The 24,886-nt window shown below is 63.0% G+C and carries 23 protein-coding genes and 1 riboswitch; of the genes, 12 read left to right on the top strand and 11 right to left on the bottom strand.

Going from position 1 to position 24,886, the window contains the following annotated elements:
- The first annotated feature begins 247 nt into the window (after nt 1–247).
- The 3 genes from J2857_RS05765 to J2857_RS05755 are packed head-to-tail and all read left to right on the top strand — an operon-like array spanning nt 248 to nt 2,501.
- Entirely contained in the window at nt 248–1,519 is a 1,272-nt protein-coding gene (locus tag J2857_RS05765; RefSeq protein ID WP_245363026.1) for a YcaO-like family protein, read from the top strand.
- Nucleotides 1,516–2,256, top strand: a complete 741-nt coding sequence (locus J2857_RS05760) for a TfuA-like protein (RefSeq protein WP_210009029.1) — start codon at nt 1,516–1,518, stop codon at nt 2,254–2,256. The genes J2857_RS05765 and J2857_RS05760 overlap by 4 nt, the downstream gene beginning before the upstream one ends.
- The gene (locus J2857_RS05755; protein WP_210009028.1) at nt 2,253–2,501 is read left to right on the top strand and encodes a hypothetical protein; all 249 of its coding nucleotides are present in this window, start codon (nt 2,253–2,255) and stop codon (nt 2,499–2,501) included. Before J2857_RS05760 ends, J2857_RS05755 begins: the two co-directional genes overlap by 4 nt.
- A 15-nt stretch (nt 2,502–2,516) precedes the next feature.
- Here the strand turns inward: J2857_RS05755 and J2857_RS05750 are convergent, their stop codons facing one another.
- Complete coding sequence (locus tag J2857_RS05750; protein ID WP_210009027.1) at nt 2,517–2,945, bottom strand: helix-turn-helix domain-containing protein; 429 nt, start codon at nt 2,943–2,945, stop codon at nt 2,517–2,519.
- Nucleotides 2,946–3,289: 344 nt separating this feature from the next.
- On the opposite strand from J2857_RS05750, the gene J2857_RS05745 reads away from it, so the two are divergent.
- From J2857_RS05745 to J2857_RS05710, 8 genes are all read left to right on the top strand, one after another.
- Nucleotides 3,290–4,324, top strand: a complete 1,035-nt coding sequence (locus J2857_RS05745; RefSeq protein WP_210009026.1) for an ABC transporter substrate-binding protein — start codon at nt 3,290–3,292, stop codon at nt 4,322–4,324.
- A gap of 26 nt (nt 4,325–4,350) precedes the next feature.
- Nucleotides 4,351–5,145, top strand: coding sequence for an ABC transporter ATP-binding protein (locus J2857_RS05740; RefSeq protein ID WP_245363025.1), 795 nt, complete (start codon nt 4,351–4,353; stop codon nt 5,143–5,145).
- The gene (locus J2857_RS05735) at nt 5,142–5,975 is read left to right on the top strand and encodes an ABC transporter permease (protein WP_210009025.1); all 834 of its coding nucleotides are present in this window, start codon (nt 5,142–5,144) and stop codon (nt 5,973–5,975) included. Before J2857_RS05740 ends, J2857_RS05735 begins: the two co-directional genes overlap by 4 nt.
- A 120-nt stretch (nt 5,976–6,095) precedes the next feature.
- Nucleotides 6,096–7,454, top strand: coding sequence for an FAD-dependent oxidoreductase (locus tag J2857_RS05730; RefSeq protein WP_210009024.1), 1,359 nt, complete (start codon nt 6,096–6,098; stop codon nt 7,452–7,454).
- A complete protein-coding gene (locus J2857_RS05725; protein ID WP_210009023.1) occupies nt 7,451–8,608 on the top strand; it encodes a CaiB/BaiF CoA transferase family protein in 1,158 nt (385 codons plus the stop codon). Before J2857_RS05730 ends, J2857_RS05725 begins: the two co-directional genes overlap by 4 nt.
- Nucleotides 8,605–9,381, top strand: coding sequence for an enoyl-CoA hydratase-related protein (locus J2857_RS05720; RefSeq protein ID WP_210009022.1), 777 nt, complete (start codon nt 8,605–8,607; stop codon nt 9,379–9,381). Before J2857_RS05725 ends, J2857_RS05720 begins: the two co-directional genes overlap by 4 nt.
- 138 nt (nt 9,382–9,519) lie before the next feature.
- A complete protein-coding gene (locus J2857_RS05715; RefSeq protein WP_210010050.1) occupies nt 9,520–10,443 on the top strand; it encodes a LysR family transcriptional regulator in 924 nt (307 codons plus the stop codon).
- Complete coding sequence (locus tag J2857_RS05710; RefSeq protein ID WP_348635663.1) at nt 10,440–11,843, top strand: amidohydrolase family protein; 1,404 nt, start codon at nt 10,440–10,442, stop codon at nt 11,841–11,843. The genes J2857_RS05715 and J2857_RS05710 overlap by 4 nt, the downstream gene beginning before the upstream one ends.
- Here J2857_RS05710 and fdxA read toward each other — a convergent pair.
- On the bottom strand, nt 11,840–12,178 hold the full coding sequence (fdxA, locus tag J2857_RS05705; RefSeq protein WP_210009021.1) for a ferredoxin: 339 nt from the start codon (nt 12,176–12,178) through the stop codon (nt 11,840–11,842). The two genes, J2857_RS05710 and fdxA, sit on opposite strands and share 4 nt — an antisense overlap.
- A 194-nt stretch (nt 12,179–12,372) precedes the next feature.
- On the opposite strand from fdxA, the gene J2857_RS05700 reads away from it, so the two are divergent.
- Nucleotides 12,373–14,175 (top strand): adenine deaminase, encoded by a 1,803-nt coding sequence (locus J2857_RS05700; protein WP_210009020.1) that lies wholly within the window; start codon nt 12,373–12,375, stop codon nt 14,173–14,175.
- Nucleotides 14,176–14,187: 12 nt separating this feature from the next.
- Here J2857_RS05700 and J2857_RS05695 read toward each other — a convergent pair whose 3' ends face one another.
- The 9 genes from J2857_RS05695 to J2857_RS05655 form a co-directional block, all read right to left on the bottom strand.
- The gene (locus J2857_RS05695; RefSeq protein WP_210009019.1) at nt 14,188–15,585 is read right to left on the bottom strand and encodes a M20/M25/M40 family metallo-hydrolase; all 1,398 of its coding nucleotides are present in this window, start codon (nt 15,583–15,585) and stop codon (nt 14,188–14,190) included.
- 80 nt (nt 15,586–15,665) lie between these two features.
- Complete coding sequence (gene nadC / locus J2857_RS05690) at nt 15,666–16,523, bottom strand: carboxylating nicotinate-nucleotide diphosphorylase (RefSeq protein WP_210009018.1); 858 nt, start codon at nt 16,521–16,523, stop codon at nt 15,666–15,668.
- 3 nt (nt 16,524–16,526) lie between these two features.
- The gene (locus tag J2857_RS05685; RefSeq protein WP_210009017.1) at nt 16,527–18,068 is read right to left on the bottom strand and encodes an L-aspartate oxidase; all 1,542 of its coding nucleotides are present in this window, start codon (nt 18,066–18,068) and stop codon (nt 16,527–16,529) included.
- Nucleotides 18,065–19,036, bottom strand: coding sequence for a quinolinate synthase NadA (gene nadA / locus J2857_RS05680; RefSeq protein ID WP_210009016.1), 972 nt, complete (start codon nt 19,034–19,036; stop codon nt 18,065–18,067). Before nadA ends, J2857_RS05685 begins: the two co-directional genes overlap by 4 nt.
- A gap of 68 nt (nt 19,037–19,104) precedes the next feature.
- Complete coding sequence (locus J2857_RS05675; protein ID WP_210009015.1) at nt 19,105–20,007, bottom strand: NUDIX hydrolase; 903 nt, start codon at nt 20,005–20,007, stop codon at nt 19,105–19,107.
- A 97-nt stretch (nt 20,008–20,104) separates the two neighbouring features.
- Nucleotides 20,105–21,049 carry an ABC transporter substrate-binding protein gene (locus tag J2857_RS05670; RefSeq protein ID WP_210009014.1) on the bottom strand — a complete coding sequence of 315 codons (945 nt, stop codon included), beginning with the start codon at nt 21,047–21,049 and terminating at the stop codon, nt 20,105–20,107.
- Nucleotides 21,046–21,828 carry an ABC transporter permease gene (locus J2857_RS05665; protein ID WP_210009013.1) on the bottom strand — a complete coding sequence of 261 codons (783 nt, stop codon included), beginning with the start codon at nt 21,826–21,828 and terminating at the stop codon, nt 21,046–21,048. The genes J2857_RS05670 and J2857_RS05665 overlap by 4 nt, the downstream gene beginning before the upstream one ends.
- A gap of 136 nt (nt 21,829–21,964) precedes the next feature.
- Nucleotides 21,965–22,068: riboswitch (TPP riboswitch) on the bottom strand.
- 68 nt (nt 22,069–22,136) lie between these two features.
- Entirely contained in the window at nt 22,137–23,825 is a 1,689-nt protein-coding gene (locus J2857_RS05660; protein ID WP_210009012.1) for an ABC transporter permease subunit, read from the bottom strand.
- Nucleotides 23,822–24,871 (bottom strand): ABC transporter substrate-binding protein, encoded by a 1,050-nt coding sequence (locus J2857_RS05655; RefSeq protein WP_210009011.1) that lies wholly within the window; start codon nt 24,869–24,871, stop codon nt 23,822–23,824. The genes J2857_RS05660 and J2857_RS05655 overlap by 4 nt, the downstream gene beginning before the upstream one ends.
- Between the last annotated feature and the right edge of the window lie 15 nt (nt 24,872–24,886).

Here is a 24,886-nt window from a genome sequence, read left to right as displayed (position 1 = left end):
CGGCTGCCTTGGGCTTAACCACGAGCCCCCCAAGCAAAAGAACGGTCAAGCAGCCAGACGAGCCCTCTAAACAAGCCTGTCACGCCCAAGTCACGGTGCCTTTGGTTTCTTCTCCACTACAGACCCTTGGAGAGGACGATTCGACCAGATGAGTTCGGCACAGCAATCGCTTTTGCAGACCCGGCAGTCGCCCGCCCGGTCTCACTCCAGTTCAGGGCCTCTTGAAACTCGGCCGCCGGAAATGACGATGCAGATCCAGTCATCGACGCAGACGATCCAGACATTCGCAGCCTCCCTTTCGCAGCGGGAAGAAGGTTTCAGCACGTATCACGACCGGCGCGTCTCGCCGGCGGAAACCTTCGACGCGATCAGCCCGTTTTTCCGGGATCTCGGCATTACCCGGGTCGGCTTCCTGACCGGCCTCGACCGGGTCGGCATTCCCGTCGCCTTCGCGACGCGGCCGAACAGCTACACTCTTTCCGTCTTCCAGGGCAAAGGCGTCGATGCCGATGCGGCACGCACCTCGGCCGCCATGGAGGCCTTGGAGACGCGGGTCGCGGAAATCGAACCAGCATCGCTCACCTTGGCGACCGTCAACGACGTTGCGGGCTCCGCCGCTGGGATGATCGACCTTCATTCGACCGCACGGTGCGTGCCCTCCGAAATCGGCGACCGTCAGATACCTTGGGTCCCCGGTCTGGATATCCTTTCCGGCAATCAGGTCATGGTGCCCTGGTGGCTTGCCGGAATGGACCACCGGGGCGAACGGCCGGCCGGTTTCGAACAGTCCAGCGATGGTCTCGCTTCCGGAAACACCCGCGCCGAGGCACTTCTGCACGGGCTCTGCGAACTCGTCGAGCGTGACGCCTGGACCCTTGTCCAGCTCAAATCCGAGCAGGAACTGAATGCCTGCCTCGTCGATCCAGCCACGGTCGAGGATGCCTTGATCGACCTGATGGTCGGTCGCCTCCGCGATGCAGGCATGCAGCTCCTCCTCCTCGACATGACGACGGACCTCCAGGTTCCGGCATTCCTGGCCGTGCTCATCCCGGATTCGACATCCAAGCGATCAGACCCGCGCTGGAGCCAGATTTGCGGCGGCTGCGGCTGCCATCCTGATCCGGTACGCGCAATGCTGCGTGCCATCACCGAGGCCGCGCAGAGCCGCCTGACTGCGATTGCCGGTAGCCGCGACGACTTTTCGCCCCGCATCTATCAGCACATACGGGCGGACAACGCTCTCAGCCGCCTGGTCGCCCTGTCGTCGCTGCACAGGCGCCCGGTCCGGTATCGCGAGCTTGACGCAACCCGCTACTCCATCAACGGCACGATCGATCACATACTCGCCCGCCTCAGGCTGGCCGGCATCAGGCAAGTTGTTGCTGTTCCCATGCAGGATGCCGGGCTCCCCGTATCGGTCGTCCGCGTCGTCGTTCCCGGCTTGGAAGTTGAGCTTTCAGGACAATATTTGCAGCTCGGTATCCGCGCTGCAAACGCCATAAGGAGGTCACGGCATTGAAAGTCGTTTTTGTCGGACCGAGTCTCGGGTCTTCGACCCACCAGATGAAGCAACGATTTCCCTCGCTGACCTTCCGCGGGCCTGCCGCGCGTGGCGATATTCTGAAGGCGGTCGAAGACGGCGCCAAGGCGATCGCGCTGATCGACGGCTATTTCGGCGAGTCCGCCTCCGTGTGGCACAAGGAGATTCTTTATGCGCTGAGCTGCGATGTCTCCGTCGGCGGCGGCTCGAGCATGGGAGCGTTGCGCGCTGCCGAATGCGAGGCATTCGGAATGGTCGGCATCGGCAGGATATATTCGGACTATGCCGCCGGCCGCTTGATCGACGACGAAGCCGTCGCACTGATCCATGGTCCCGAGGAACTCGGCTGGATGCCTCTCTCGGTGCCGCGCGTCGATTACGAGGCGACAATCCGCAAGCTTGGGCGGATGGGGCTCATCTCGGCTGCCGAGCGGGAGAGATTTTTCCTCGCCGCCAATTTCATGCACTACACCGAGCGGACCTATCAGGCCATTCTCGAACGATGCGAATTCAGCGATCCCCAGCGCAGTGCAGTGATCCTTCACGACATCAAACGCCATCAGGTGGAATTGAAGCGTGAGGATGCGAGAGCCGTCCTCGTCTGGCTAAACGGCATCAGCAGTTCCAACAAACACTCCAAATGGACGTTCGCACAGACCGCCCATTGGGAAAAACTGCGCGACGAGGTCGACTCGGCGCAAGGATCCATGAAATGATTGATCTTGCAAATGACGTCGCCAGCGACGAATACGCCCGCCTGTTCCGCATGCTTTCTGCGGTCAACAAGGAAGCGGAATCGCTTCAGCTCTCCACGGTCGTCCATCTGACGAACATGGCACTTCTTCAACTCTCGCTCGATTGGGAAGGCGTCAATCCCGAAAACGAGAGGAGCGTGAAGCTGAATGCGATATTCCGCAGCAAAACGAAGCTGGCCCTCGATGAGGATGGTCCCAGGACGTAAACCGTCAGGGACCGATCACTGGGCCGGCTGTCTTTCGATCTCGGCGAAAAACGCTTCCGCCTCGAATTCTTTTGCGGCAACCGCCTGAACCAGTTCAAGGATGCGTCTGCGAAGAATCGGGTTCGAAATGCTCATGAATGCCGTGCTCATCAGCAGTGCTTCATGCGTGAAATCGAATTGCGGGTCTTCGCGCTGATTGTCGTTCGACGGCTCGACTGTCGGGATGCGGTCGAAGAACGCCACCATCTCGACCCTCAGCGCGGTCGCAATCTCCACAAGCTTGCCGACAGCAATCCGGTTGATGCCGTTTTCATACTTCTGAAGCTGCTGAGACGTGATGCCCACATGGTGGGCAAGTTGCGGCTGCGTAAGTTTTTTCTCTCGCCTGTAGAGGCGGATCCGCTTTCCAACCTCTCTGTCGGCGGCATTCGGTGCTTTGCTCACTGCAGGACCATCTCTCCGGGCTAGGATACATAGGTGTTATTTGTATCCTATCATCGATAGGTTGCCGAGTACCCTTCAAGCATTTTCTATCTTGAGTGGATAAATAAATAAATCGTCTACCATGAACGCCGGCCCCCGCGGCGTTTTCCGGTATCGCGATCGAGGCTGTGGTGCCTTCAACGGAAGTCGGTGACACATTGGCGTTGCCTTTTCGGCAACGAAATATGCGAATTATTGTTCTTTATTAGAACGCAACATTGCGCCATCCTCTTCTTAATCCGGCAGCTGAGACCGGCCAAGTCAAGCGAAAATGTATCAGGCCAAAAGGCCAACAGGGGAACGCTATGTCTCATTTCACACTGAATCGCCGCCGCTTCATCTCCAATGCCGCGGCCTTGGGCGGCCTTGCCGCCACTTCCAGCTTCCTCGGCATCCGGGCCGGCAACGCCAAGGATGTGGCCAAAGTGCGCATGCAGCTCGGTTGGCTTGTCTCGAACGGCGTGCTCGGCGAAGTCGCCGCCATGAAGAAGGGTTTCTTCCAGGAACAGGGCATCGAGCTTGAAATCGTCCCCGGCGGACCGAGCGTCGATGGCGTCGCCGGCGTCGCGTCCGGCCAGTCCGCAACCGGCCAGATTTCGTCCAGCCCGTCCGTGATGCTGGCGCGTTCGGCTGGCCTGCCGGTCAAGGCCTTCCTGTCCGGCTACCAGAAACACCCCTTCACCTACTTCTCGCTGAAGAACAAGGCGATCAAGACCCCGAAGGATATGATCGGCAAGACGATTGCCACCCAGCCGACCGCCTTCATCCTGCTGCGCGCGCTTCTCGCCCAGAACGGCATCGCCGAGGACCAGGTGAAGATGGTCAACATGGGCTCGGACATGAACCAGTTGATCACCGGCCAGGCAGATGCGGTCACCGGCTGGCTTACCAACGTCAACGCACTCGACGTGCTCGGCGACAACCGAGTCGATATGATGCTCTGGGACAGCGGCCTGCAGCTCTACGCCAACGTCTACTACACGACCGACGACCAGATCGCCAAGCATTCCGATGTTCTGGAACGCTTTACCCGTGCTGCCGCGAAAGGCTGGGGTTACGTTCGCAGCAATCAGAAGGAAGCGGTCGAGATGCTCTGTGAGGCCTACCCGATCCTCGACAAGGCCAGTGAAATGAAAGCCGTCGGACCCTGCGTCGACTTCTCGTTCGGCGCCACCACCAAGGCATCCGGCTGGGGTACCATGTCGCGTGAGAACTGGGCGGCGCAAATCAAGGCCTATGCCGATCTCAAGCAGTTCAAGGGTACCGTTCCGACGGTCGACGACGTCGCGAACTTCTCCATCCTTGAAGCCACCAGCGACATCCGCAAACAGGTGGGGTGATGGCCATGTCAGGAGCGGCGAAGTTGATGCCGAGCGTTCCCCAGGCAGAACCGGCGGCCACGGCGGTTTCGATCCAAAACCTCTCAGTCCGGTTCGGTGACAGGAACAACGAATTCACGGCCCTTTCCGATGTTTCCGTGGACATACCGGAAGGCGCCTTCGTCACCATGCTCGGCCCGTCCGGCTGCGGAAAATCGACCCTGCTGAGATGTGTGGCGGATCTCGTCCACATCAGCGACGGTTCGATTTCCGTCTTTGGCCGGAGCCCGCAGGAGGCTCGCGAGAGCCGCGACTTCGCCTTCGTCTTCCAGGATGCGACTTTGCTCCCCTGGCGGAACGTACTCGACAATGTCCGACTGCCGCTGGAAGTCGGAAAGCATGCCCAGAACGGCAACAATGCGGATCCGCATGAACTGCTGGCCATGGTTGGGCTGAAGGGGCGCGAAAATGCGCTCCCTCACGAGCTCTCGGGCGGCATGCGCCAGCGCGTGGCAATCGCCCGCGCGCTGATCACGCGGCCGCGCATCTTGCTGATGGACGAGCCCTTCGGGGCACTCGACGAGATCACCCGTGACCGGCTGAACGAGGAACTGCTGCGCGTCTGGCAGGAGACCGGAACGACGATCCTGTTCGTTACCCATTCCATCCCGGAAGCGGCCTTCCTCGGCCAGAACGTGCTGATGCTCCAGGCCCATCCGGGCCGCGTCAAGGAGTTCATGAAGGTCGACCTGCCCTTCCCGCGTTCGCTCGCCGTGCGCGACACGGTGGAATTCATCGGCGTCACCGCGCATCTGCGCCGCCTTCTGGAGGAATGCCTGTGAGCCACATCGTTTCCTCCACCACCAAGAGCGGCGGCGCCCCCGATCGCAAGATCGCGTTTCTCGATTCAACGGCCGGCGTGCTCGTCAAACATATGCCCGCGATCGGAGCCGCCGTCGGGCTCGTGGTCCTCTGGCAGTTTGTCGTCTGGTTCTTCAAGATACCGACCTTCATGGCCCCAAGCCCGGTCGATGTCGCCTATGCCTTCCACGACAACGCCAAGATCCTCTGGACCAACGTGCTGCCCACGATCCTCGAGGCGTTCCTCGGCTTCGTCTTCGGCAATCTCGTCGCCATTCTTCTGGCAATCTGGTTCGTCCACAGCTCGACTGCGGAAAAAGCCTTCTACCCGATTGCGGTCTTCATCAAGGCGATCCCGATCATCGCGCTCGCCCCGATCCTGGTGCTGATCTTCGGCAACGGGCTAGCGCCCAAGATTATCATCGCCGGGCTGATCTGCTTCTTTCCGACGCTGGTCAACATGGTCCAGGGCCTGAAATCCGCAAGCCCCGCCATGCTCGACCTGATGCGGGTCCTGTCCGCCAGCAACACGGAAATCCTCTGGAAGGTGCGGTTGCCGAGTTCGATGCCGTTCCTGTTCGCGGCTTTGAAGATCGCTGCGACCAGCAGTGTCATGGGTGCCATCGTCGCCGAGTGGATCGGTTCGAGCTTCGGCCTCGGCGCTCTCATCATCGAGGCGACCTACAATTTCCGCTCGCCCCTGCTCTATGCAACCGTCGTGATCGCCGCCGCCCTCGCCGTCGCCCTCTTCTTCATCGTCTCGGTGATCGAAGCCCGGATGATCCGCTGGAAGCCGGCCGGCTCGCACTAGAGCAATTCCAGCAAAAGTGCACAGCGGTTTTGCGGCTGAATTGCGTGAAAACAAAGAGGTAGAGCGGAACGCTCTAGCCCGACGACGTTATCAGACCCGGTTCTTTGGGAGTTTGAACCAATGCAACAGACAATCCTTCAGGCGGCGCGCAACGTCGCAGTGGTAGACCGTTCCGATGTGGTCGTGGTCGGCGGGGGACCGGCGGGCATTTCCGCGGCCGTTTCCGCAGCCCGCAACGGCGCCAAGGTGACCCTTCTCGAACGTTACCCCTATGTCGGCGGGCTTGCCGCCGGCGGCATGGTGCTGGTGCTCGACGACATGATCAATCAGCTCGAAATCACCGTGCAGGGCATCTGCATGGAGATGATCGAGCGCATGAAGAAATGGGACCTCTGCGTCACCCCGACCGGCCGCGACCGCGAACTCGACATCCGCGAAACACCGGAAGCCTGGCGGCGCTGGGCCCGCTGGGGCCTGTTCGATTTCCACACCCAGTCGATGCCGCACCCGATCTGCTTTTCCGCCGCCTTCGATCCGGACGGCTTCAAACGCGCCTCCTACGACGTGCTGACCGAAGCTGGCGTAAAACTCCGGACCCATAGCTGGTTCTCCTCCGCGATCATGGAGGGCAAGACCATCAAGGGTGTCATCTGCCAGACCAAGTCCGGCATGGAAGCGATCCTCGGCGACGTCGTCATCGACACCACCGGCGACCTCGACGTCGCGGCCTCGGCCGGCGCTTCGCACGTGGAATCGAACTTCATCCTGACCACCGTCTCCCGCTGGGGCGGGGTCGATACGGAAGCCGCCGAGCATTTCGAGTTCGAGGAACCGGAAGCCTTCAAGAAGATCGACCATGAGGCCAAACGCCTGATCGGCGGCTGCTGGTCCTTCTGGTGGCTGAAGACGCCGCTGCCGGGCGTTGTCTGGCTCAACTGCCCGCATATGCCGAACCTCTCCGGCCTCAAGACCGAGGACCTGACCAAGGCGGAGCTGGAAGGCCGCGCCCGCATCGCCCGCCTGCTCGATTTCACTCGCGAAAAGATGCCCGGTTTCGAAAAGGCCTACGTCGTCGATTTCGCGCCGCAGACCGGCGTACGCCAGACGCGGCTGCTGGAAGGCGAATACGTCGTCACCAAGGACGACGTGATGAACCGCATCCACTTCTCCGACACCGTCTGCCGCGGTCGCGACTATTACACGCCCTACCGGTCGATGCTGCCGCGCGAGGTGGATCAGCTGATCGTCGCCGGACGTCACTACTCGGCGACACCCCAAGCGCAGAAATCGAGCCGCGAGATCCCGCCCTGCATGGCGATGGGCGAAGCGGCGGGCGTCGCGGCCGTCGTGGCGCTCAATGCGGGAACCACCGTTCGGAAAGCCGATGTTCGGGCAATCCAGAAACAGATGCGGGCGCAGGGTGCCGATCCCGGTGACGTGCCCTCCGACAATGCAACATTCCTGGAGGCTGCGGAATGAATTCTTTACCCCTCGACGGTATCCGCGTGATCGATTTCACGCAGGTCATGCTCGGCCCCTGCTGCACCCAGACGCTCGCCGATTACGGTGCCGAAGTCATCAAGATCGAAAAGAGCAAGATCGGCGACCTCTCCCGCTGGTCGCTCGGTTCCGATCCTGATGGCCTCAACAACCCGGTCTTCTGCTCGCTGAACCGTAACAAGAAAAGCCTGGCGCTCGACCTGAAGCTCACAGAAGCCCGCGACGCCGTGCTCGCCCTGATCGCTGGCGCGGATGTGGTGGTCAACAACTTCCGCCCCGGCGTCATGGAGCGCATGGGCTTCGGCTACGAGGACCTGAAGAAGATCAACAAGCGGCTGATCTATGCCGTCGGCACCGGGTTCGGCCTCACCGGCCCCTACCAGCACAAGGGCGGCCAGGACATTCTCGCCCAGGCGCTCTCGGGCGTCATGCGCCGCAAGTCGGACAGCGCCCACCCAACCTCGATCTATGCGACCCCGCTCGCCGATTATTCCGCCGGCATGCATCTGGTCCAAGGCATTCTGCTGGCGATCCTGCACCGGGAAAAGACCGGCGAAGGCCAGCACGTGGCCGTCAGCCTCTACAATTCCATGCTCGCCATGCAGATGCAGGAAGGTGCCGCGCACATGATGCGCGAAAAGGATCTGAACTGGGGTGCCTTCCCGCTCACCGGCGTGTTCGACACCACCGACGGCGCGATCGTCATGGTCGGCGCCTTCAAGCAGAACCCGTTGCAGGACATCTGCAACGCGCTCGAAATCGAGGATCTCTCCGCCCAGCCGCGCTACAAGGATTTCGATTCCCAGATGGCGCATCGCCCGGAACTGCAGGAGATCTTCCGTGCGAACTTTGCGAGGAACAGCAATGCCCACTGGCTGAAGCGCCTGGAAGAGGTCGATATCCTCTGCGCACCGGTGCGCAATCTCGCCGAAGCGCTTCAGGATCCGCAGACCGTCATCAACAAGATGATCCTCGAAGCGGGTGAAACCGCTGCCGGCCCGATCCGCCTCATCGGTTCGCCGATCGACATGTCCGCTGCCCCGGTTTCGGTTCGCATCTCCCCGCCGAGCCTCGGCCAGCACAATGACGAGATCCTTGCCTCGTTGGAGTCTCGCCGCGGAGACGCGGCATGACCGTCGGCTTTTCCGTCGAGAACCGTGTCGCACGGGTCACGCTCGACCGCCCGGACCGCATGAATGCCGTCGATGCCGCGACCGAAAGGGAGCTCGACGCCATCTGGTCCGAGATCGAAGCCCGCGACGATATCTCCTGCGTGGTGCTGACCGGCAGCGGACAAAAGGCCTTCTGCACGGGCGCCGACCTCAAGGGCGGCGCCACCAAGTCCGGCCTCGAATACTGGGCGGAAAGCCGCGTGAACGGTTTCGGCGGCATTGCCTTCCGCAAGACGCTCGACGTGCCGGTCATCGCCCGCGTCAACGGTTACGCACTTGGCGGCGGCTTCGAGATGGTACTCGGCTGCGATATCGTGATCGCCGCCGACACCGCGAAATTCGGCCTGCCGGAAGCCCGCGTCGGCCGCATGCCGCTCGACGGCGGCATGGTACTGCTGCAGCGTAAAATCCCGTACAACCTCGCCATGTCGGTGATGCTGACCGGCCGCCAGTTCACTGCAGCCGAAATGCAGGGTTTCGGCATCGTCAATGAAACCGTCCCCTTCGATGCGCTGGATGCGGCCGTCGACAGATGGGTGAGCGATATCGTCGCCTGCGCCCCGCTGTCCTTGAAGGCGATCAAGCAGACCGTCAACCGCACCGGCCATCTCAGCCCCGCCGAAGCCCAAGGCCTGCGCACCCCCGCGCTCATCCGTGCGCTGCAGAGCGAAGACGCCGTCGAAGGCGTCACTGCCTTCCGCGAAAAGCGTGCGCCGGTTTGGCAGGGCCGCTGATGCATGGCGCGCAAAAGTGTGCGGCGGTTTTGCGGTAAAGACATGCATCGAACAAAGAACGGAAGCGTGGCAAGCGAATCCGAAGGATCGCAACACGCTTCGGCCATGCTATGAATTTCAGGATCTTGGGGGATGAGTATGCACGCCAGTATCCTGAAATATTTCGTCGAAGTCGCGCGCGCGGGCTCGATCCGCAAGGCCTCCGAAGAGCTGCATGTGGCAACCTCCGCCGTCAGCCGCCAGATCCGCAAGCTTGAGGACGAACTCGGCACGCCGCTGTTCGAACGGTTTTCCGATGGCCTGCGCCTCACCTCTGCCGGCAAGGTGGTGCTGAAGCACGCCAAGGAGACGATCCACCACTACGAGATCATGAAATCCGATCTCGGCGACCTGCAGGGCAAGCGCACCGGCCGCGTCCACATCGCCTGCCTCGACAGTCTGGCCGTGCAGTTCATGCCGGAATTCGTCATGGCCTTTCACCACAAGAACCCGGCCGTCGATTTCCGCATCCGCGCCGACAATTTTAACAACATCTTCCATTTCGTCGCCGATGGTGATTGCGATATCGGCATCACCTTCGATCTCGCTCGCCCGCACGACATCAAGCTGGTGCACGGCGTGCGGATGCCGCTGATGGTGATCGTCGCCAAACACCATCCACTCGCCCGCCAGAAAAGCGCCACCCTTCAGGAATGTGCCCAGTTCAAGCTGCTGCTGCAGCTCGACAATGAGGTGATGAGCTCGATGATCGCCGTCGAACTCGCCTCGCTCGATCGCGTCGGCCGCACCTTCGTCGCAACCAACAACCAGATGATGCTGAAGCCGCTGATCCTGTCCGGCGAAGGCGTCGCCTTCTTCACCCCGCTCGGCCTCCTCAAGGAACTGAAGGCCGGCGACGTGGTCGCCCTGCCGATCGCCGGCTCCCGCCTGCAGAACTTGGAGGTCGGCATCGTCGCGCCCCATAACCGTCAACTCACCCATGCCACCGAAGCTGTGATCGAGGCGCTGAGCGTCGATCTCGAAAAATTCAGCAACCAGATCGCGGAGGTCATCAAGCGGTGACATCGAACGAAGACACACGCTTCCTGCAGCATCCGGGCCATGGAAAAGCCCTGCGCGGCGATGCGGCGTGGGCAGCCCTTCCCGCTCCGGCCTCAGCCATCCCGCTTGCCGCCGGCGACCTCGTCCTGCCGATGCCGGTCAACGCGCATGATCATGGCTACGGCATCCGCACGCTCGATTTCGGCAGCCTTGACGACGCGCTGGAGACCTGGATCCCGACCATGCGGCTCCGCCCCCGCACCGACGCCTATCTGGAAGCCTTGGTTGCTTTCGGTCGCTTGGCAAAGACCGGCGTCGCCGCGACCATCCACTGCCACAATTCCCTGAATGCGGCCCGCATGGTCGATGAGGCCCTGGAGGTGATCCGCGCCGCAAAAGATGCCGGGATCCGCCTCGGCCTCTCCTGCCCGCTGCTCGATCACGACGCCTGGGCCTATGATGGCGGCCCGGAGCGGCTGAAGCCGTTTCTGAGCCCGGCGGATTGGGAGGCCCTTTCACCGCTTGCGCCGCGCTATGCGCCTTTCCGCGATCAACTTGCCGCCGCCGACGCAGTGGCGGCGGCGAATTCCAATCCGCTGGTCGATGTCCAATACGGCCCGATCGGCCCGCAATGGTGCTCGAACGCCCTGCTCGAAGCGATCGCCGAGGCCTCCGCCGCCAACGATCGCCGTATCCACATGCATCTCCTGGAAAGCCCACGACAGAGAGCCTGGCTGGACCGTCGCTTCCCGCAGGGCATCGTCCGCTATCTCGACGATATAGGCTTCCTGTCACCGCGCCTGGCGGTCGCCCACGGCGTTCAGCTCCGGCCGGACGAATACGAATTGCTGGCCGAGCGCGGCGTCCAGCTCGTGTCCAATCCCTCCGCCAACCTGCGCCTGCGTTCCGGCACCGCGCCGCTCGCGGATGCCGTCAAGCGCGGCCTGCGCTTCGGCATCGGGCTGGATGGTGGTGCCTTCGACGACGACCAGGACCTCTGGCGCGAAATGCGGCTTCTCTATTTCCTGCATGGCGGGCGCGAGCTTGAGAGAGATTTTACCGCTGCCGACATCTTCGACGCCGCGATCCGCACCGGCGCGGCCGTCGTCAACGCGCCTCTCGGCGAGGATTTCACGGTTATCGACTACGAGGCCCTGATCGCCGACAGCGTCTTCGACGATCTCGACGAGGCCGAAGTGCTGCTGAACCGCATGTCCGCCGCCCATGCCAAGGCCGTCTATGTCGCCGGCCGGCCGGTCATGCGGGACGGCAGGCTCGTGAATGTCGATTTCGACGCTGCCCGTAAGGAATTGCTGGCGCAGGCCAAGGCGGACTTGCCGCGCCTCGCTGTCGAGCGGGAAAGATGCGGCAAACTGATCACTGCCACCCGCGCCTATTATGGAAGCTGGACCAACGCCTAGTGGGCCGCCTCACGTACGGGGACGGCTGTCACCGCCGGGTGATCGACGGCCCGCGTCCGGCTTTTGTCCCAGCCGCCGGGTGATCCCAACCCGGTGACCTCGGCCCCGAAATAATCCCGGTTGACCGGAATGAACGCCATCTGTGCCTCGGTCGCCTCCTCGTCATAGGCGATGGCATCGACCGGACAGATGGAGAGACAGAGGCCGCAATTGATGCATTCGTCCGGATGGATATAGAACATCCGCCCGCCCTCGTAGATGCAGTCGACGGGACAGGCTGCGGTGCATGCGCCGTCCTTCACGTCGATACAGGGTTCGGTGATGATATAGGCCATCGGATCGTTTGCCTCTTATTGCCTCAGCCGCACTATCCCAGACCGGGGCGTTGCTGAAAAGCAGCATATTTCGTCGCGAGAGTTCGAATTTCGGCAACGCTCCAATTGCGTTGTCTCCCTATTGGCGCTTCCTTGCCTCGGCGGCTTTCCCTACAATCCACCTGTCCTCCCCGAGTCCCGGAAATGAGATTTTCATGAGCACCCTCACCCGCTTCTCCGTTCAGCCGCTTTCGACCATGACCCGCCGTCTCGCCGATGTCGCATCGGCCCGTCGCGACCCCGATCTGGTCATCCAGGGTGCGCGCGTGCTGTCCACGTATTCGGAACGCATTCTCGACGGACGCGAGATCTGGATCTCGGGCGGCCGCGTCGCAGCCGTAAAACCGGCCGGCAGCTACCGGAACGGATCGGCAAAGCTCTACGACGCCAAAGGCGGCATCATCGCTCCGGGCCTCGTCGATCCGCATATTCACATCGAATCCTCGATGGTCACAGCCTGCGCCTATGCCGAGGCAGCACTCCTCAACGGCACCACCACGATCTTCTGCGACAGCCACGAGATCGGCAATGTCATGGATGTCGCAGGCGTCGAGGCCATGCTCGAAGATGCGCGCCAGGCGCCCCTGTCGATCTTCCTCACTGTGCCGAGCACGGTGCCGGCCACGTCACCGGAACTCGAAACCGCCGGGGGTGACCTGACGCCTGCCAAGATCGCCGCCCTCTTCGACAAATGGCCTGAGGCGGTGGCGCTTGGCGAAAAGATGGATTTCGTCCCCGTCGCCATGGGCGACGAGCGCAGTCATGCCATCCTTGCCGCAGCGCTCCAGCGCGGCCGGCCGGTCTCCGGCCACGTCTACGGTCGGGAATTCGTCGCGGCCTATGCCGCGTCCGGCGTCACCGATACCCATGAGGCGATCGACCGCGACATTGCCGACGACCTGCTCGAGGCCGGCGTCTGGCTCTTCCTGCGCGGCGGCCCGCCGACGACGCCTTGGCATTCGCTGCCGCATGCGATCAAGACGATCACCGAACTCGGCGCCTCGCATAAACGCGTCGCGGTCTGCACCGACGACCGCGATGCCGAGGACCTGCTCGCCTTCGGCCTCGACTGGGTGACGCGCGAAGCCGTCAAGGCCGGCATGACGCCGGAACAAGCCTGGGCGATGGGCTCGCTGCATGGCGCAACCCGTTTCGGCATGGAAGGCGAGATCGGCGGTCTCGGCGGCGGACGAAGGGCGGACCTCGTGCTTCTGACCGACGACCTGAAACCGGTCAGCACCTGGTATGGCGGCGAACTGGTGGTCGACAATCGCAAGATCACCTCGGTTCTCGATGCGGCACTTTCGAAGCCTTATCGCTACCCGGAGGCCGCCTATCATACCGTCAAGCTGCCGAAAAACCTCAAACTGGCGCCCGATCTTCCCGTCGATACCGTCACTGCCCATACGATCCGCACGGAGCTTCCCGGCATCACGCTCGGCCATGTCACGGTGACGCTCGAACCCGCCAACGACTGGCAGGCGCATTTCGACCGTCATGACCTCTGCTTCGTCACCGTTGTCGAGCGGCACGGCAAGTCATCCGGCAACGTGGCGCACGGCCTGCTGAACGGTTTCGGGTTGAAGAAGGGCGCGGTCGCCTCCTCCGTCGGCCATGACAGCCACAACATCATCGTTGCCGGCACCAACGAGACGGACATGCAGGTGGCGCTGGACGCGATCGAGGAAAAACAGGGCGGCGTCTGCGTCGTGATGGATGGCAAGGTCACGGCCATGGTGCCACTGCCAATCGCCGGCCTGCTGTCCGACAAACGCGTCCACGACGTCGCCGACGAAGTGAAGGCCCTCAAGCTCGAATGGGAAAAGGCCGGCTGCACCATCGCCTATATGGGCTTCAACCTCATCCCGCTATCGGTCATCCCCGAGATCCGTATCACCGACAAGGGACTTGTCCTGGTGCCGGAAATGGTGATCTCGCCGCTCTTCGAAAAAGCCTGAACTGCGGCGGGATCAGTCCGCAAGCTCGGCGAGAATGCGAACCCACGAGCGGATGCCCTTGTGGAAGCTCGACAGGTCGTATTTCTCGTTCGGGCTGTGAACGCGGTTGTCGAAGCGGGCAAAGCCGACCAGCAGCGCATCGCAGCCGAGCCGGCGCTTGAACTCGCCGATGATCGGGATCGAGCCGCCGGTTCCGGCAAGTGCTGCCTCGCATTCCCATTCGGTGGAAAGCGCTGCGAGCGTCTTCGTCAGGAACGGGCTCTCGACCGGCATGACGGTGGCCGGCGCCAGGCCGAAATCCTTGAACGTCACCGAGCAATCCGCCGGGATGCGTGCCTGAACATGCGCCTTGAAAGCATCGCGGATCTTCTCCGGCACCTGCCCCTCGACCAGACGGAAGGAAATCTTGGCGGTCGCCCTGGCCGGGATGACGGTCTTGAACCCCTCGCCGGTATAACCGCCGCTCATGCCGTTGATCTCGCAGCTCGGCCGCGCCCAGACCTGTTCGAGGATGGACCGCCCCGCCTCGCCCGCCGGAATATTCAGCCCGATATCGGCGAGAAAACCCTTCTCGTCGAACGGCAACCGCTGCCACTGCGCCTTGATGGCTTCCGGCAGTTCCTTGACGCCGTCGTAAAAACCTTCGACCGCAACTCCGCCATCCGGCGTCCTCAGGCTCGATACGACATCCGACAGCACCTGCAGCGCGTTGCGGGCAGCATTGCCGAACATGCCGGAATGCAGGTCCCGGTCGGCGCAGGCGATCTCGATCTCGGTGCTGTAGAGCCCGCGCAGCATGGTGGTCACGGCCGGCGTTTCGCGGTCCCACATGTCGGTGTCGCAGACATAGACCATATCCGCCTTCAGCTCGGCGGCAGTCGCATCGAGGAACGGTGCAAGGCTCGGGCTACCCGCCTCCTCCTCGCCTTCGAAGAGAATGCTGACCTGCACAGGCAGTTTTCCGGTCACCGCTTTCCAGGCACGGCAGGCCTCGACGAAGGTCATCATCTGGCCCTTGTCGTCCGAGGCCCCACGCGCAACGATCGCGGTATCTCCATTCGGCAGCGGCTCCAGCCGAGGCTCGAACGGATCGCTGGTCCAGAGCGCCAGCGGATCGACAGGCTGGACGTCGTAGTGCCCGTAGAACAGCAGATGTGGCCCGGCCGCCTCCTTCTGGTGCGCGACGACCATAGGATGGCCCGTGGTCGGCCTCACGCACGCATCGAAGCCGATGGAGGCGAGGTCGCGGCTCAGCCACTCGGCTGCCGCCTTGCACTGATCGCGATAGCCGGGATCGGTGGAGATGCTCGGAATGCGGATCAGATCGAAGAGGCGCGCGAGGCTCTTGTCGATATCGGCATCGACAAGCGCCAACACCGCATCGATCTGGTCCCCGGATATTTTCGGCATCTCGCACTCCTTGCCCGTTCGCTGTTTCGGATCAAAGATCTAGCACTGTTTTCAAGGGCTCCGAAAGCACTCGGGCGCCGCTAATTTGCAGAGCGGAAATCGAGCCCGATATCCAGCGTCGGCGCGCTGTGGGTGATCCATCCGACGGAGAGCAGGTCGACACCCGAGGCGGCAACGGCTAGGGCCGTCGCCGGCGTGATCCCGCCCGAGGCCTCGGTGATCGCCCGGCCACCGACGATGCCGACAGCTTCGCGAAGCTGGTCCGGCGTCATGTTGTCGAGCAACACCGCATCAACGCCGACCTCCATGGCTTCGTGAAGCTGGTCGAGCGTATCCACCTCCACCTCGATCTTCACCATATGCCCGACGCCGGCCTTGGCACGGCGGATGGCTTCGGCGATGCCGCCGGCGATCGCCACGTGATTGTCCTTGATCAGCACCGCGTCATAGAGCGCAAAACGATGGTTCATGCCGCCGCCGGCGCGAACGGCGTATTTTTCGAGCGCGCGGAGCCCCGGCGTGGTCTTGCGGGTGCAGACGACCGAGGCTTTGGTACCTTCTATCGCCGCGACGATGCCGGCCGTGACGCTGGCGATGCCGGAGAGGTGGCCGAGGAAATTGAGCGCCGTGCGTTCGCCGGTCAGAAGCCCGCGGGACGGACCTTCGATCGTCGCAATCACGTCCCCGGGCTTCACCGCCCCACCGTCCTCGATATGGCGGGTCATGACAATCTTCGGATCGACGAGCTGGAAGGCGAGTTCGGCGGCGTCCATACCGGCGATGACGCCAGGTTTGCGGGCCGCCATGACAACGGTGGAGCGATGCTCGGCGGGAATGACTGCTGTCGAGGTCACGTCACCGGCAAGTCCGAGGTCCTCCAGAAGTGCTGCGCGCACGGGCGGTTCGACAAGAAGTCGCGGAAGGGCGGCAAGGGTCATGTGTCAGGCACTCCGGGCAAGGGGATGGGAGGCAGTCGCGCGGGCAATGTCCAGCGCCTCGGCAAGGCTCATCTGCCGCCGCTCCACATAGGCGAACTTCAACGGGAAATCGGTGCGGGCATGGGCGCCGCGGGATTCCTTCCGCAGCGATGCGAAGACAGCGATCAGCAAAGCGACGATCGCCGGATCGGCAGCGGATCCTTCGCTTTCGACAAGCGGCAACAGGCCTGCGATCGCGCCATGAATAGCACCGGCATTTCTGAGGACACCGAGATGCCGTGAGACGATCGGCCGCACGGCGGAGATATCCGCCGGCACGGGCAGCTCGACATCGGTTACCCTAAACGCGGTTTCGGCGGAAGTTCCCGAGAGGTCCCGCGCAGCCTGCATGCCCGTGACCGCCGCTTCGAGCAGCGAGTTGCTGGCCAGCCGGTTGGCGCCGTGGAGGCCGGTCGAGGCGGCCTCCCCGACCACCCACAGCCCTGGCAACGAGCTGCGCCCGTTCACGTCGGTCGCCACCCCGCCCATGTGGTAATGAACGGCGGGGCGAACCGGAATGAGGTCGGAATTGGGATCGACGCTCGCCTCCCGGCAGAGCGCGTCGATCGCCGGGAAACGGCTCGAGAAACCGCTTCCAAGCGCCGGCCGGGCATCGAGGAAGACGCGACCACCCCGGGCAATCTCGGCGCTGATCGCCCGTGCCACGATATCGCGCGCAGCAAGTTCGGCACCCGGTTCGCGGGCGAGAAAACGCTCGCCCTTTTCGTTGACCAGCACCGCGCCCTCGCCGCGTACCGCTTCACTCACCAGAGCCAGCGGCCGTCGCTGCGAGTCCAGCGCCGTCGGGTGGAACTGTACGAATTCCATATCCGCAACCACCGCACCGGCGCGCGCAGCAAGCATGACGCCCTGGCCGAAATTGCCGGTGGGGTTGGTGGTCGCGTCATACAACCCGCCGAGACCGCCGGTCGCCAGAACCACCCGCGCGGTCGGAACAACAACCGCTCCCGAGCCCGCCGCGCAGAGCAGGCCGGAAACCGCATCGTCATTTGTCAAAAGCCGACGAACCTCGACGCCATCAAGCACCGTAATCGACGGCGTCCTGGAAACGGCCTCGACCAGAGCCCGGACGATCGCCGCACCCGACCCGTCGCCTGCCACATGCACGATTCGGCGCCGCGAATGGGCAGCCTCCAGGCCAAGCGAAAGCGAGCCGTCGGCGACCCGGTCGAAACGCACACCGAATTTTTCCAGGATGGCAATGGCGTTCGGGGCTTGCCTCAGGATCGAAGCCGCCACAGTCGGATCGCAAATTCCGTCACCGGCGGCGAGCGTATCCGCCAGATGCAGGTCCGCACTGTCGTCGGTACCGAGGCTCGCCGCAATACCGCCCTGTGCCCAGGCGCTGGAGGTTTCCGCACCCAGCGCCGCACGGGTGATCAGGACGACGGGCTGCGGCGCCAGGGTCAACGCCGTCACCAGCCCCGCCAGACCGCTGCCGACGATCGCGACGCGGCCGGCGAGATGGTCTAAAATCTCGGTCATATGGCGAGCATCCTCTCGACCGCGCGGCGGGCGGCGACCGCGATCGACGGATCGACGGTCACCTCGTGCCGGTTCTCCTCCAGCGCCTTGCGGATGTTCGACAACGTGATCCGCTTCATGTGCGGGCAGAGATTGCAGGGCCGCACGAATTCCACATCCGGGTGATGCACGGCGACATTGTCGCTCATCGAGCATTCGGTCAAAAGCACGACGCGAGCCGGCTTTTTCTGGCCGACATAATCCGACATGACGGCCGTCGAACCGGCAAAATCGGCCTCGGCCACCACTTCCGGCGGACATTCCGGATGCGCCAGCACCACCACGCCCGGATGCGCCTCGCGCAGATCGCGAACATCCTGCGCATTGAACAGTTCGTGGACTTCGCAATGGCCGTGCCAGGCGATGATCTCGACACTGGTTTCCCGCGCCACGTTCTGCGCCAGGTATTCGTCCGGGATCATCAGCACTTTCGGGACACCAAGCGACTCCACCACCTGCTTGGCATTGCCGGAGGTGCAGCAGATATCGGACGCCGCCTTCACCGCCGCCGACGTATTCACATAGGTGATGATCGGCACGCCCGGATGCGCCTGCCGCAGCAGCGCGATGTCTTCCGGCGTGATCGAATCCGCCAGCGAACAGCCCGCCGCCATGTCCGGGATCAGCACCGTCTTGCCCGGGTTCAGCAGCTTTGCCGTCTCCGCCATGAAGTGAACGCCCGCCAGCACGATCACATCCGCATCCACGTCGATCGCCTTGCGGGCGAGCGCCAGGCTGTCGCCAACGATATCGGCGACGCCATGGAAGATCTCCGGCGTCTGGTAGTTGTGCGCGAGGATGACGGCGTTGCGCGTGCGCTTGAGTTCGAGGATCGCTGCGACATCCGCCTCGTAGCTCATCCACTCGGCTTTCGGGATGACGCGGCTGACACGGTCGTAAAGCGAGGAAACCGAAAGCGGAGAATTCATGATCTGCTCCTTTTATACTCGAAGTGAGTATATCCGGCGCAAAGAGATATTCTCGATTCGAGTTTATGTCAATTGCGTGAAAGCGGAAGTTTCGAACCCGAAAGCGCGCGCTCTTCGAGCACGGCATGGCGGTAGCGGAAAAGCTTGGCAGGCCGGCCGCCGGTCTCGCTGGTTGTCTCGCCGGTTTCCTCGATCAGCTCCTGCTGGTCGATCAGCCGGCGGAAATTCGGCTTGTGCAGGGTGAGGCCGGCAAGCGCCTCGACGGTGTGCTGCAATTGCGACAGCGTAAAACTCTCCGGCATCAATTCAAAGACGACCGGGCGGTATTTGATCTTGGCGCGCAATCGCGCGATCCCGGTCGCCAGGATGCGGCGGTGATCGGCAAACATCGAACGGCCGAAACTTTTGGCCGGCGCGCAGCCCGCCTCGGTGACGAGCCCCGCCTCGTACATCAACTCGTAGCGCTGCAGGCCGAGATCCTCGTTCCAGGCGGCACCGTCGAGGCCGAAGGCGAAATCGACGCGGCGCCGGCGGTGCTCGCGCCGCGCCGGTTCGGCCGCAACCCAATCCTGCAGACGGCCGGTGATGGCGGTGAGGATCTCCGGCGTCCCGCCGCGATGGTCCTCCCAGGGGAAATATTCGTACCAGCCATGCCAGCCGGGTTTTCCCGCGCCGGGTGCTGCCTGTTCGCGGACGAGGCCGAGATAGCTGATCGAGATCGTCCGGCCCTCGGCATCCTCATGGGTCCGGTCGCGGTCGGCGAACGTATAGAGCTGTTCGAGATAGCCGAGCGGATGGCCCGTCTGGTCCCCCACCCATTCGCGAAGCCCGGCCTGCAGGCTCCTGTGGCCGAGCTCGAAAGGCCCCGACGGCAGCGCATCTCCGGAGCGAACCGTCATGACACGCGGCTCGTCGCCGGTGACGGCGGACAGAACCGCGATCAATTCCGCATGGGCAAGTCCGATGGTCAAGCAAACTCCGGGGTACGTAACGTGGAAAGCCTATCTGGCATGGAAATCACGTTACGCGAACCCCGGAGCTCAAATCAAACGATATCAGCGACTTGGCCTATTTGATTTCGACCGCGACGTCGCCGGTCGGCGGCGCGGTCTTGATCAGCCCCATTTCCTGCATGAAGGTCGCGAAACGCTGGTAGCGGCCCTGGTCGAGCGCGGCCGGACGCTTGGCGAAGCGCGGCAGCGTGTCGAAGAAGGCCGTGCGGTTCAGCTCGTCATCGAGGTTCGGATAGGCCTTGATGAACAACTGCCAGGCTTCCTGCGGATGGTTGGTGATGAAGATCGAAGCCTGTTCGACGGCATGCATAAAGCGCGGCAGCCGGCTGTCGGCAGCAGAATCGCGGCGGGTGACGAAGATCAGTTCGTCATAGGCCGGCACGCCGTGTTCCTCGGGGAAAAACGCACGGCCTGGATGGCCTTCGAGCTTCATCTGGGTCAGCTCGAAATTGCGGAACCCGCCGAGCGTGGCATCCACCTTGCCTCCGATCAGTGACGGCGACAGCGAGAAATTGACGTTGATCAGTTCCACATCGTCGTTGGAAAGACCTTCCGAAGCCAGCATGCGCTTCAGCATGGCATCCTCGAAGCCGGTGACGGAGAAGCCGACCTTCTTGCCCTTCAGGTCCCTGAGGCTCTTGATCGGACCGTCCGCCAGAACCGTCACGGTGTTCAAGGGCGTCTCGACCAGCGTGCCGAAACGTATGAGCGGCAGGCCGGCCTCATGATCCAGATAGAGGTTTGGCTGGTAGTGGATACCGATATCCGCCTGCCCCGCCGAAACCAGCCGCGGCACTGCGGACGGATCGGATGGCGGGATGAGCTCGACGTCGAGCTTTGCATCGGCAAACAGCCCGCGCTGCTGGGCGATGACCATCGGCGCATGATCCGGATTGACGAACCATTCGAGCAGCACGCTGAGCTTGTCGGCCGCCTGGGAGGGTGCGGGCGCAGCCAGACTGGCCAGCGCGATGAAGGACGCGGTGAGGATACGGATCATGATCGGACGGAGCTCCTTGATGCGGATGAGAATGCAGGATCGGCTTCGCTCGCCCAAGGGGCGAGACCGGCCGTCAGCCGGTCGATGAGAAGCCGCAAGATGAGGGTGAGGATGGCGAGTATGGTCATGGCCGCGAACACCGTGTCGGTCTGCATGCGCGCATTGGCCTGGACCATGACGAAACCGAGCCCGCCGGACGCGCCGACCCATTCGCCCACGACAGCTCCGAGCGGCGCCAGCGGTGCCGCGACCCTGAGGCCTGAGACGAGGCTCGGGATCGCCAGCGGCACGCGCATCGAGACCAGCGTCTGCCAGTGGCTTGCACCCTCCAGCGAGACGGCGTCGAGGATTTCCTGATCGGTGCGGCGAAGGCCGTCGGCAAAGGCGGAAGCGACGGGAAAGAAGATGATGATCGTCGTCATCGCCACTTTCGAGGCAAGCCCGAAACCGAGCCACAGAACCAGGATCGGCGCCAGCACGAAGACGGGAAAGGCCTGCAGGATCAGCACCATCGGCCAGACGACACGGCCAAGCCGCGGCAGCGCCGCAACACCGAAGGCGGTGGCGATGCCGAGGGCAGCCCCGATCACCAACCCGAGCGCGATTTCCGTCAGCGTGACGACGCTGTTCTGCAGCAGGAAACCCGGCTGCCGCCAGAAGGCGGAAGCGACGGCAAGGGGAGACGGCAAAATATAACGCGGCGGAGCGAACAGCCAGACGCCCGCTTGCCAGAGAACGACAAGCAGGACGAGGCCGATGACCGCATGGGACGCGCGCATGATGCTACACGTCGGACCTGCACGCCAGGGCCGGATACCCCTTGGGGACAACGGAAAGAATGGATATCATCGGTCGATCTCCAGATCAGTCAATCACGGAGATCCAGGTGAAAGCGGAGAAGAGAAAGTGCCGTCGGAGGACGCCTATTTCCGTTCCTACGCCGGCATGACCCGGATCAGGTTCAAGGGTCCGGCTCACCGCCATCTCAGCATCGTCAAGATGCCCCCCTCGGAATTGAGAGGATAACTGTCGGTTTTCAGTATGCCTGTCAAGCGGGCCGGACGACCGGCCCGCTGTCGTTTGCCATTTATCGTGCGTAGAGACGATCGAGGCGAACCACCCTGCCCACCAGCACCAGCGCGATGACGGTGAAGACGATCAGCACCGCCGAGATCGCATGCGCGGTCGGCTCCAGGCTGAAGGTCGATTCCGAGTAGATGCGCACCGGCAGGGTCGTCAGTCGGGCGGTGGTCAGGAAGCTCGTGACGGTCACCTCGCCGAAGCTCAGGAGGAAACCGACGATGCCCGCCGCAAACAGCCCTGGCGCCAGTCCCGGCATGATGATCAGGAAGAACCGCCGCGCGGGGCTTGCCCCGAGGCTTGCCGCCGCTTCTTCCTGCGCCCGGTCGAGGCCCATGACCGAGGTCGTCAGCAGCGTGATCGCGAAGGGCAGGATGACGATCACATGGATTGCCACGAGGCCGAGGAACGGCGGCACGATCAGGTAGATCTGCAGGAGCCGCAGCATGCCGACGCCGATTGCCACATGCGGCAGCGACATCGGCAGCAGCCAGAAGGTGAGCAGCGCGGATCGCCCTTTGAAGGGATAGCGGGCGAGCGCGAAGGCAGCCGGCAGCGACAGGGCCAGCGCCACCAGCATCGAGGTAACGGCGAGCCGCACCGAGACCCAGAAGGCATCCGCATAGGTCCCCGCGAAGAATACGGCCTCGTACCACTTCAGCGTGAAGCCACGAAAACCGGAAGCCGTCGCCTGCGGCACGTCGTTGAAACTCTGGATGCAGACGAGCACCAACGGCAGCAGCAGCAACAGCAAGGAGGTGGCAAGCAGCAGTTTCGAAACGATCGGCCCGAAAATATCGATCACCGGCACGATCCAGCGCGGAATGCTCCAGGGATTGCTGGGCCTCCCCCTCAGCCACGGCATCAATCGGTTGAGGCAATAGGCGCAGAGCGCAGCAAAGGCGAGACCGGTTACCGTCATGATCATGGCGAGGGCGGCCGCGAGCGGCGCGTTGAGGTTTTTGATCGCCTCCTGCAGCACCAGCATGCCGGTGGTCCAGACCTTCTTGCCGCCGAGCAGCGAGGCGGAAACGTAAGCCGTGGTCGCCATCAGGAAGACGATGACGGCGCCGGAGCGCAGGCCGGGCAGCGAGAGCGGCAGATCGACGGTGAGGAACCGGACCGCCGGCGAGGCACCGAGGCTCTGGGCCGCCTCATGCACGCGCGGCGAAGTGCCCTGCAGGTTGTCGTAGAGCGCGAGCACCATGAATGGCAAAAAGACCTGCGCCAGCGCCACGGCGACGGCGCCATGGGTGAACAGCATGTATCTCGCCGGCGGAATGCCGATCAGGCCGGTGACCGAGTTGATCAGACCCTCGGGTGCCAGCAGCAGGATGATGCCGAGCGAGCGCACCACGACGTTGGTCAGCAGCGGAATGAGGATGACGGCGAAGGCGGCCGCGCGGTATTTCACCGGCATGCGCGCCAGCCAGTGGGCGAGCGGATAACCGAGAAGCGCGGTGATGACGGTGACGCCGAGGCCGAGCAGGATGGTTTCGGAAACGACGCCGAAATAGAAGCTGTCGGAGACGATATCCCGGAACTGGGCGATCGACGGCGTTATGAACAGCGGGCCGAAAGGATCGGGATACTCGTGCAGGGAGAGCACGAGTACCACGAACATCGGCGCCGCGAAGGACAGAAGCAGCCAAAGGGTAACCGGCGCTGCAAGCGCCGGCCCGATCCAACGGTTCATCCCGCGATCTCCCGATCGTATTTCGCCTGCCACTTGGCGCGGCTGGCATTGATCACGTCCCAATCAAAATCGACGAGCTTGCTGACCTGTTCGTCGCCGAGCACGAGCTTCGCCTTGAGGTCGTCGGGGACCGTGATGTTGCTGACGGTCGGCGAATAGTAGATCTGGCGCGCATAGGCGAGCATGCAGGGCTCGGAGAGATGCAGGTTGATCCACTCCTCGGCGAGCTTCTGGTTCTTCGTGCCTTCGGTGATGCAGGCGACGTTCATCGAAAGCGCCTGCCCCTCGACCGGCTTGGCGATCGCTATGTTGGGATTGCGGGTTTCGACATAGGACTGCGTGAAGCTGCCGAACTCGACGGAAAGATCGGCGAGCTTCTGGTCGAACATTTCGAAAAGCTGCGCCTGGCTGCCCTGGATCGCCGCGAACGGCTTCAGTTGCTTGACCTTTTCGAAGGCGATGTCGGCATTCTTTTCATCGCCGCCCCAGACGCGGGCGGCCATCATCAGCGCGGAAATGCCTTCGGCACCCAGACCATCCGGCCAGGCGATGCGGCCCTTCCATTCCGGGTTCCACATGTCCTTCCAGGAGGTGATCGGCTTCGACGCCTTGGTCTTGTCGTAGACGATGGTGCAGGGGTTGAAGGCAACGCCGTAACCGCCCTTGCGAGCGCTCGGGTAAAGCGCCTCGAAGTTCTTGACCGCCGGCGTCGGCGCCTGGGTCACGCCGTCCTTCACTGCCTGGCGGCTTTCGAAGATGTTGAGGTAGAGAACGTCGAAGCTCGGACGGCCGCGCTCCGCATAGGCGCGGGCGCGCCGATCGCCGGTACCGCCGAGAACGTAGCTGACCTTGCAGCCGTATTTCTCGACCAGCGGCTTCTCGACATGTTCCTTGACGATCTTTTCCTGCGCGCCGCCCCAGATGCCGACGACGAGTTCGTCGCCCTTCTTGGGCTCCTGTGCTGAGGCGGGACGGATGATATGGAACGGTGCGGCAAGGCCGGCACCGGCAATCAGCTTGTTGAATGTACGACGCGAGACGTTCATGTCTTGGTTCCCCTT

The organism is Neorhizobium galegae, from assembly GCF_017877055.1.
GTDB lineage: Bacteria > Pseudomonadota > Alphaproteobacteria > Rhizobiales > Rhizobiaceae > Neorhizobium > Neorhizobium galegae_D.
This window is presented reverse-complemented; position numbering and strand designations above follow the sequence as displayed.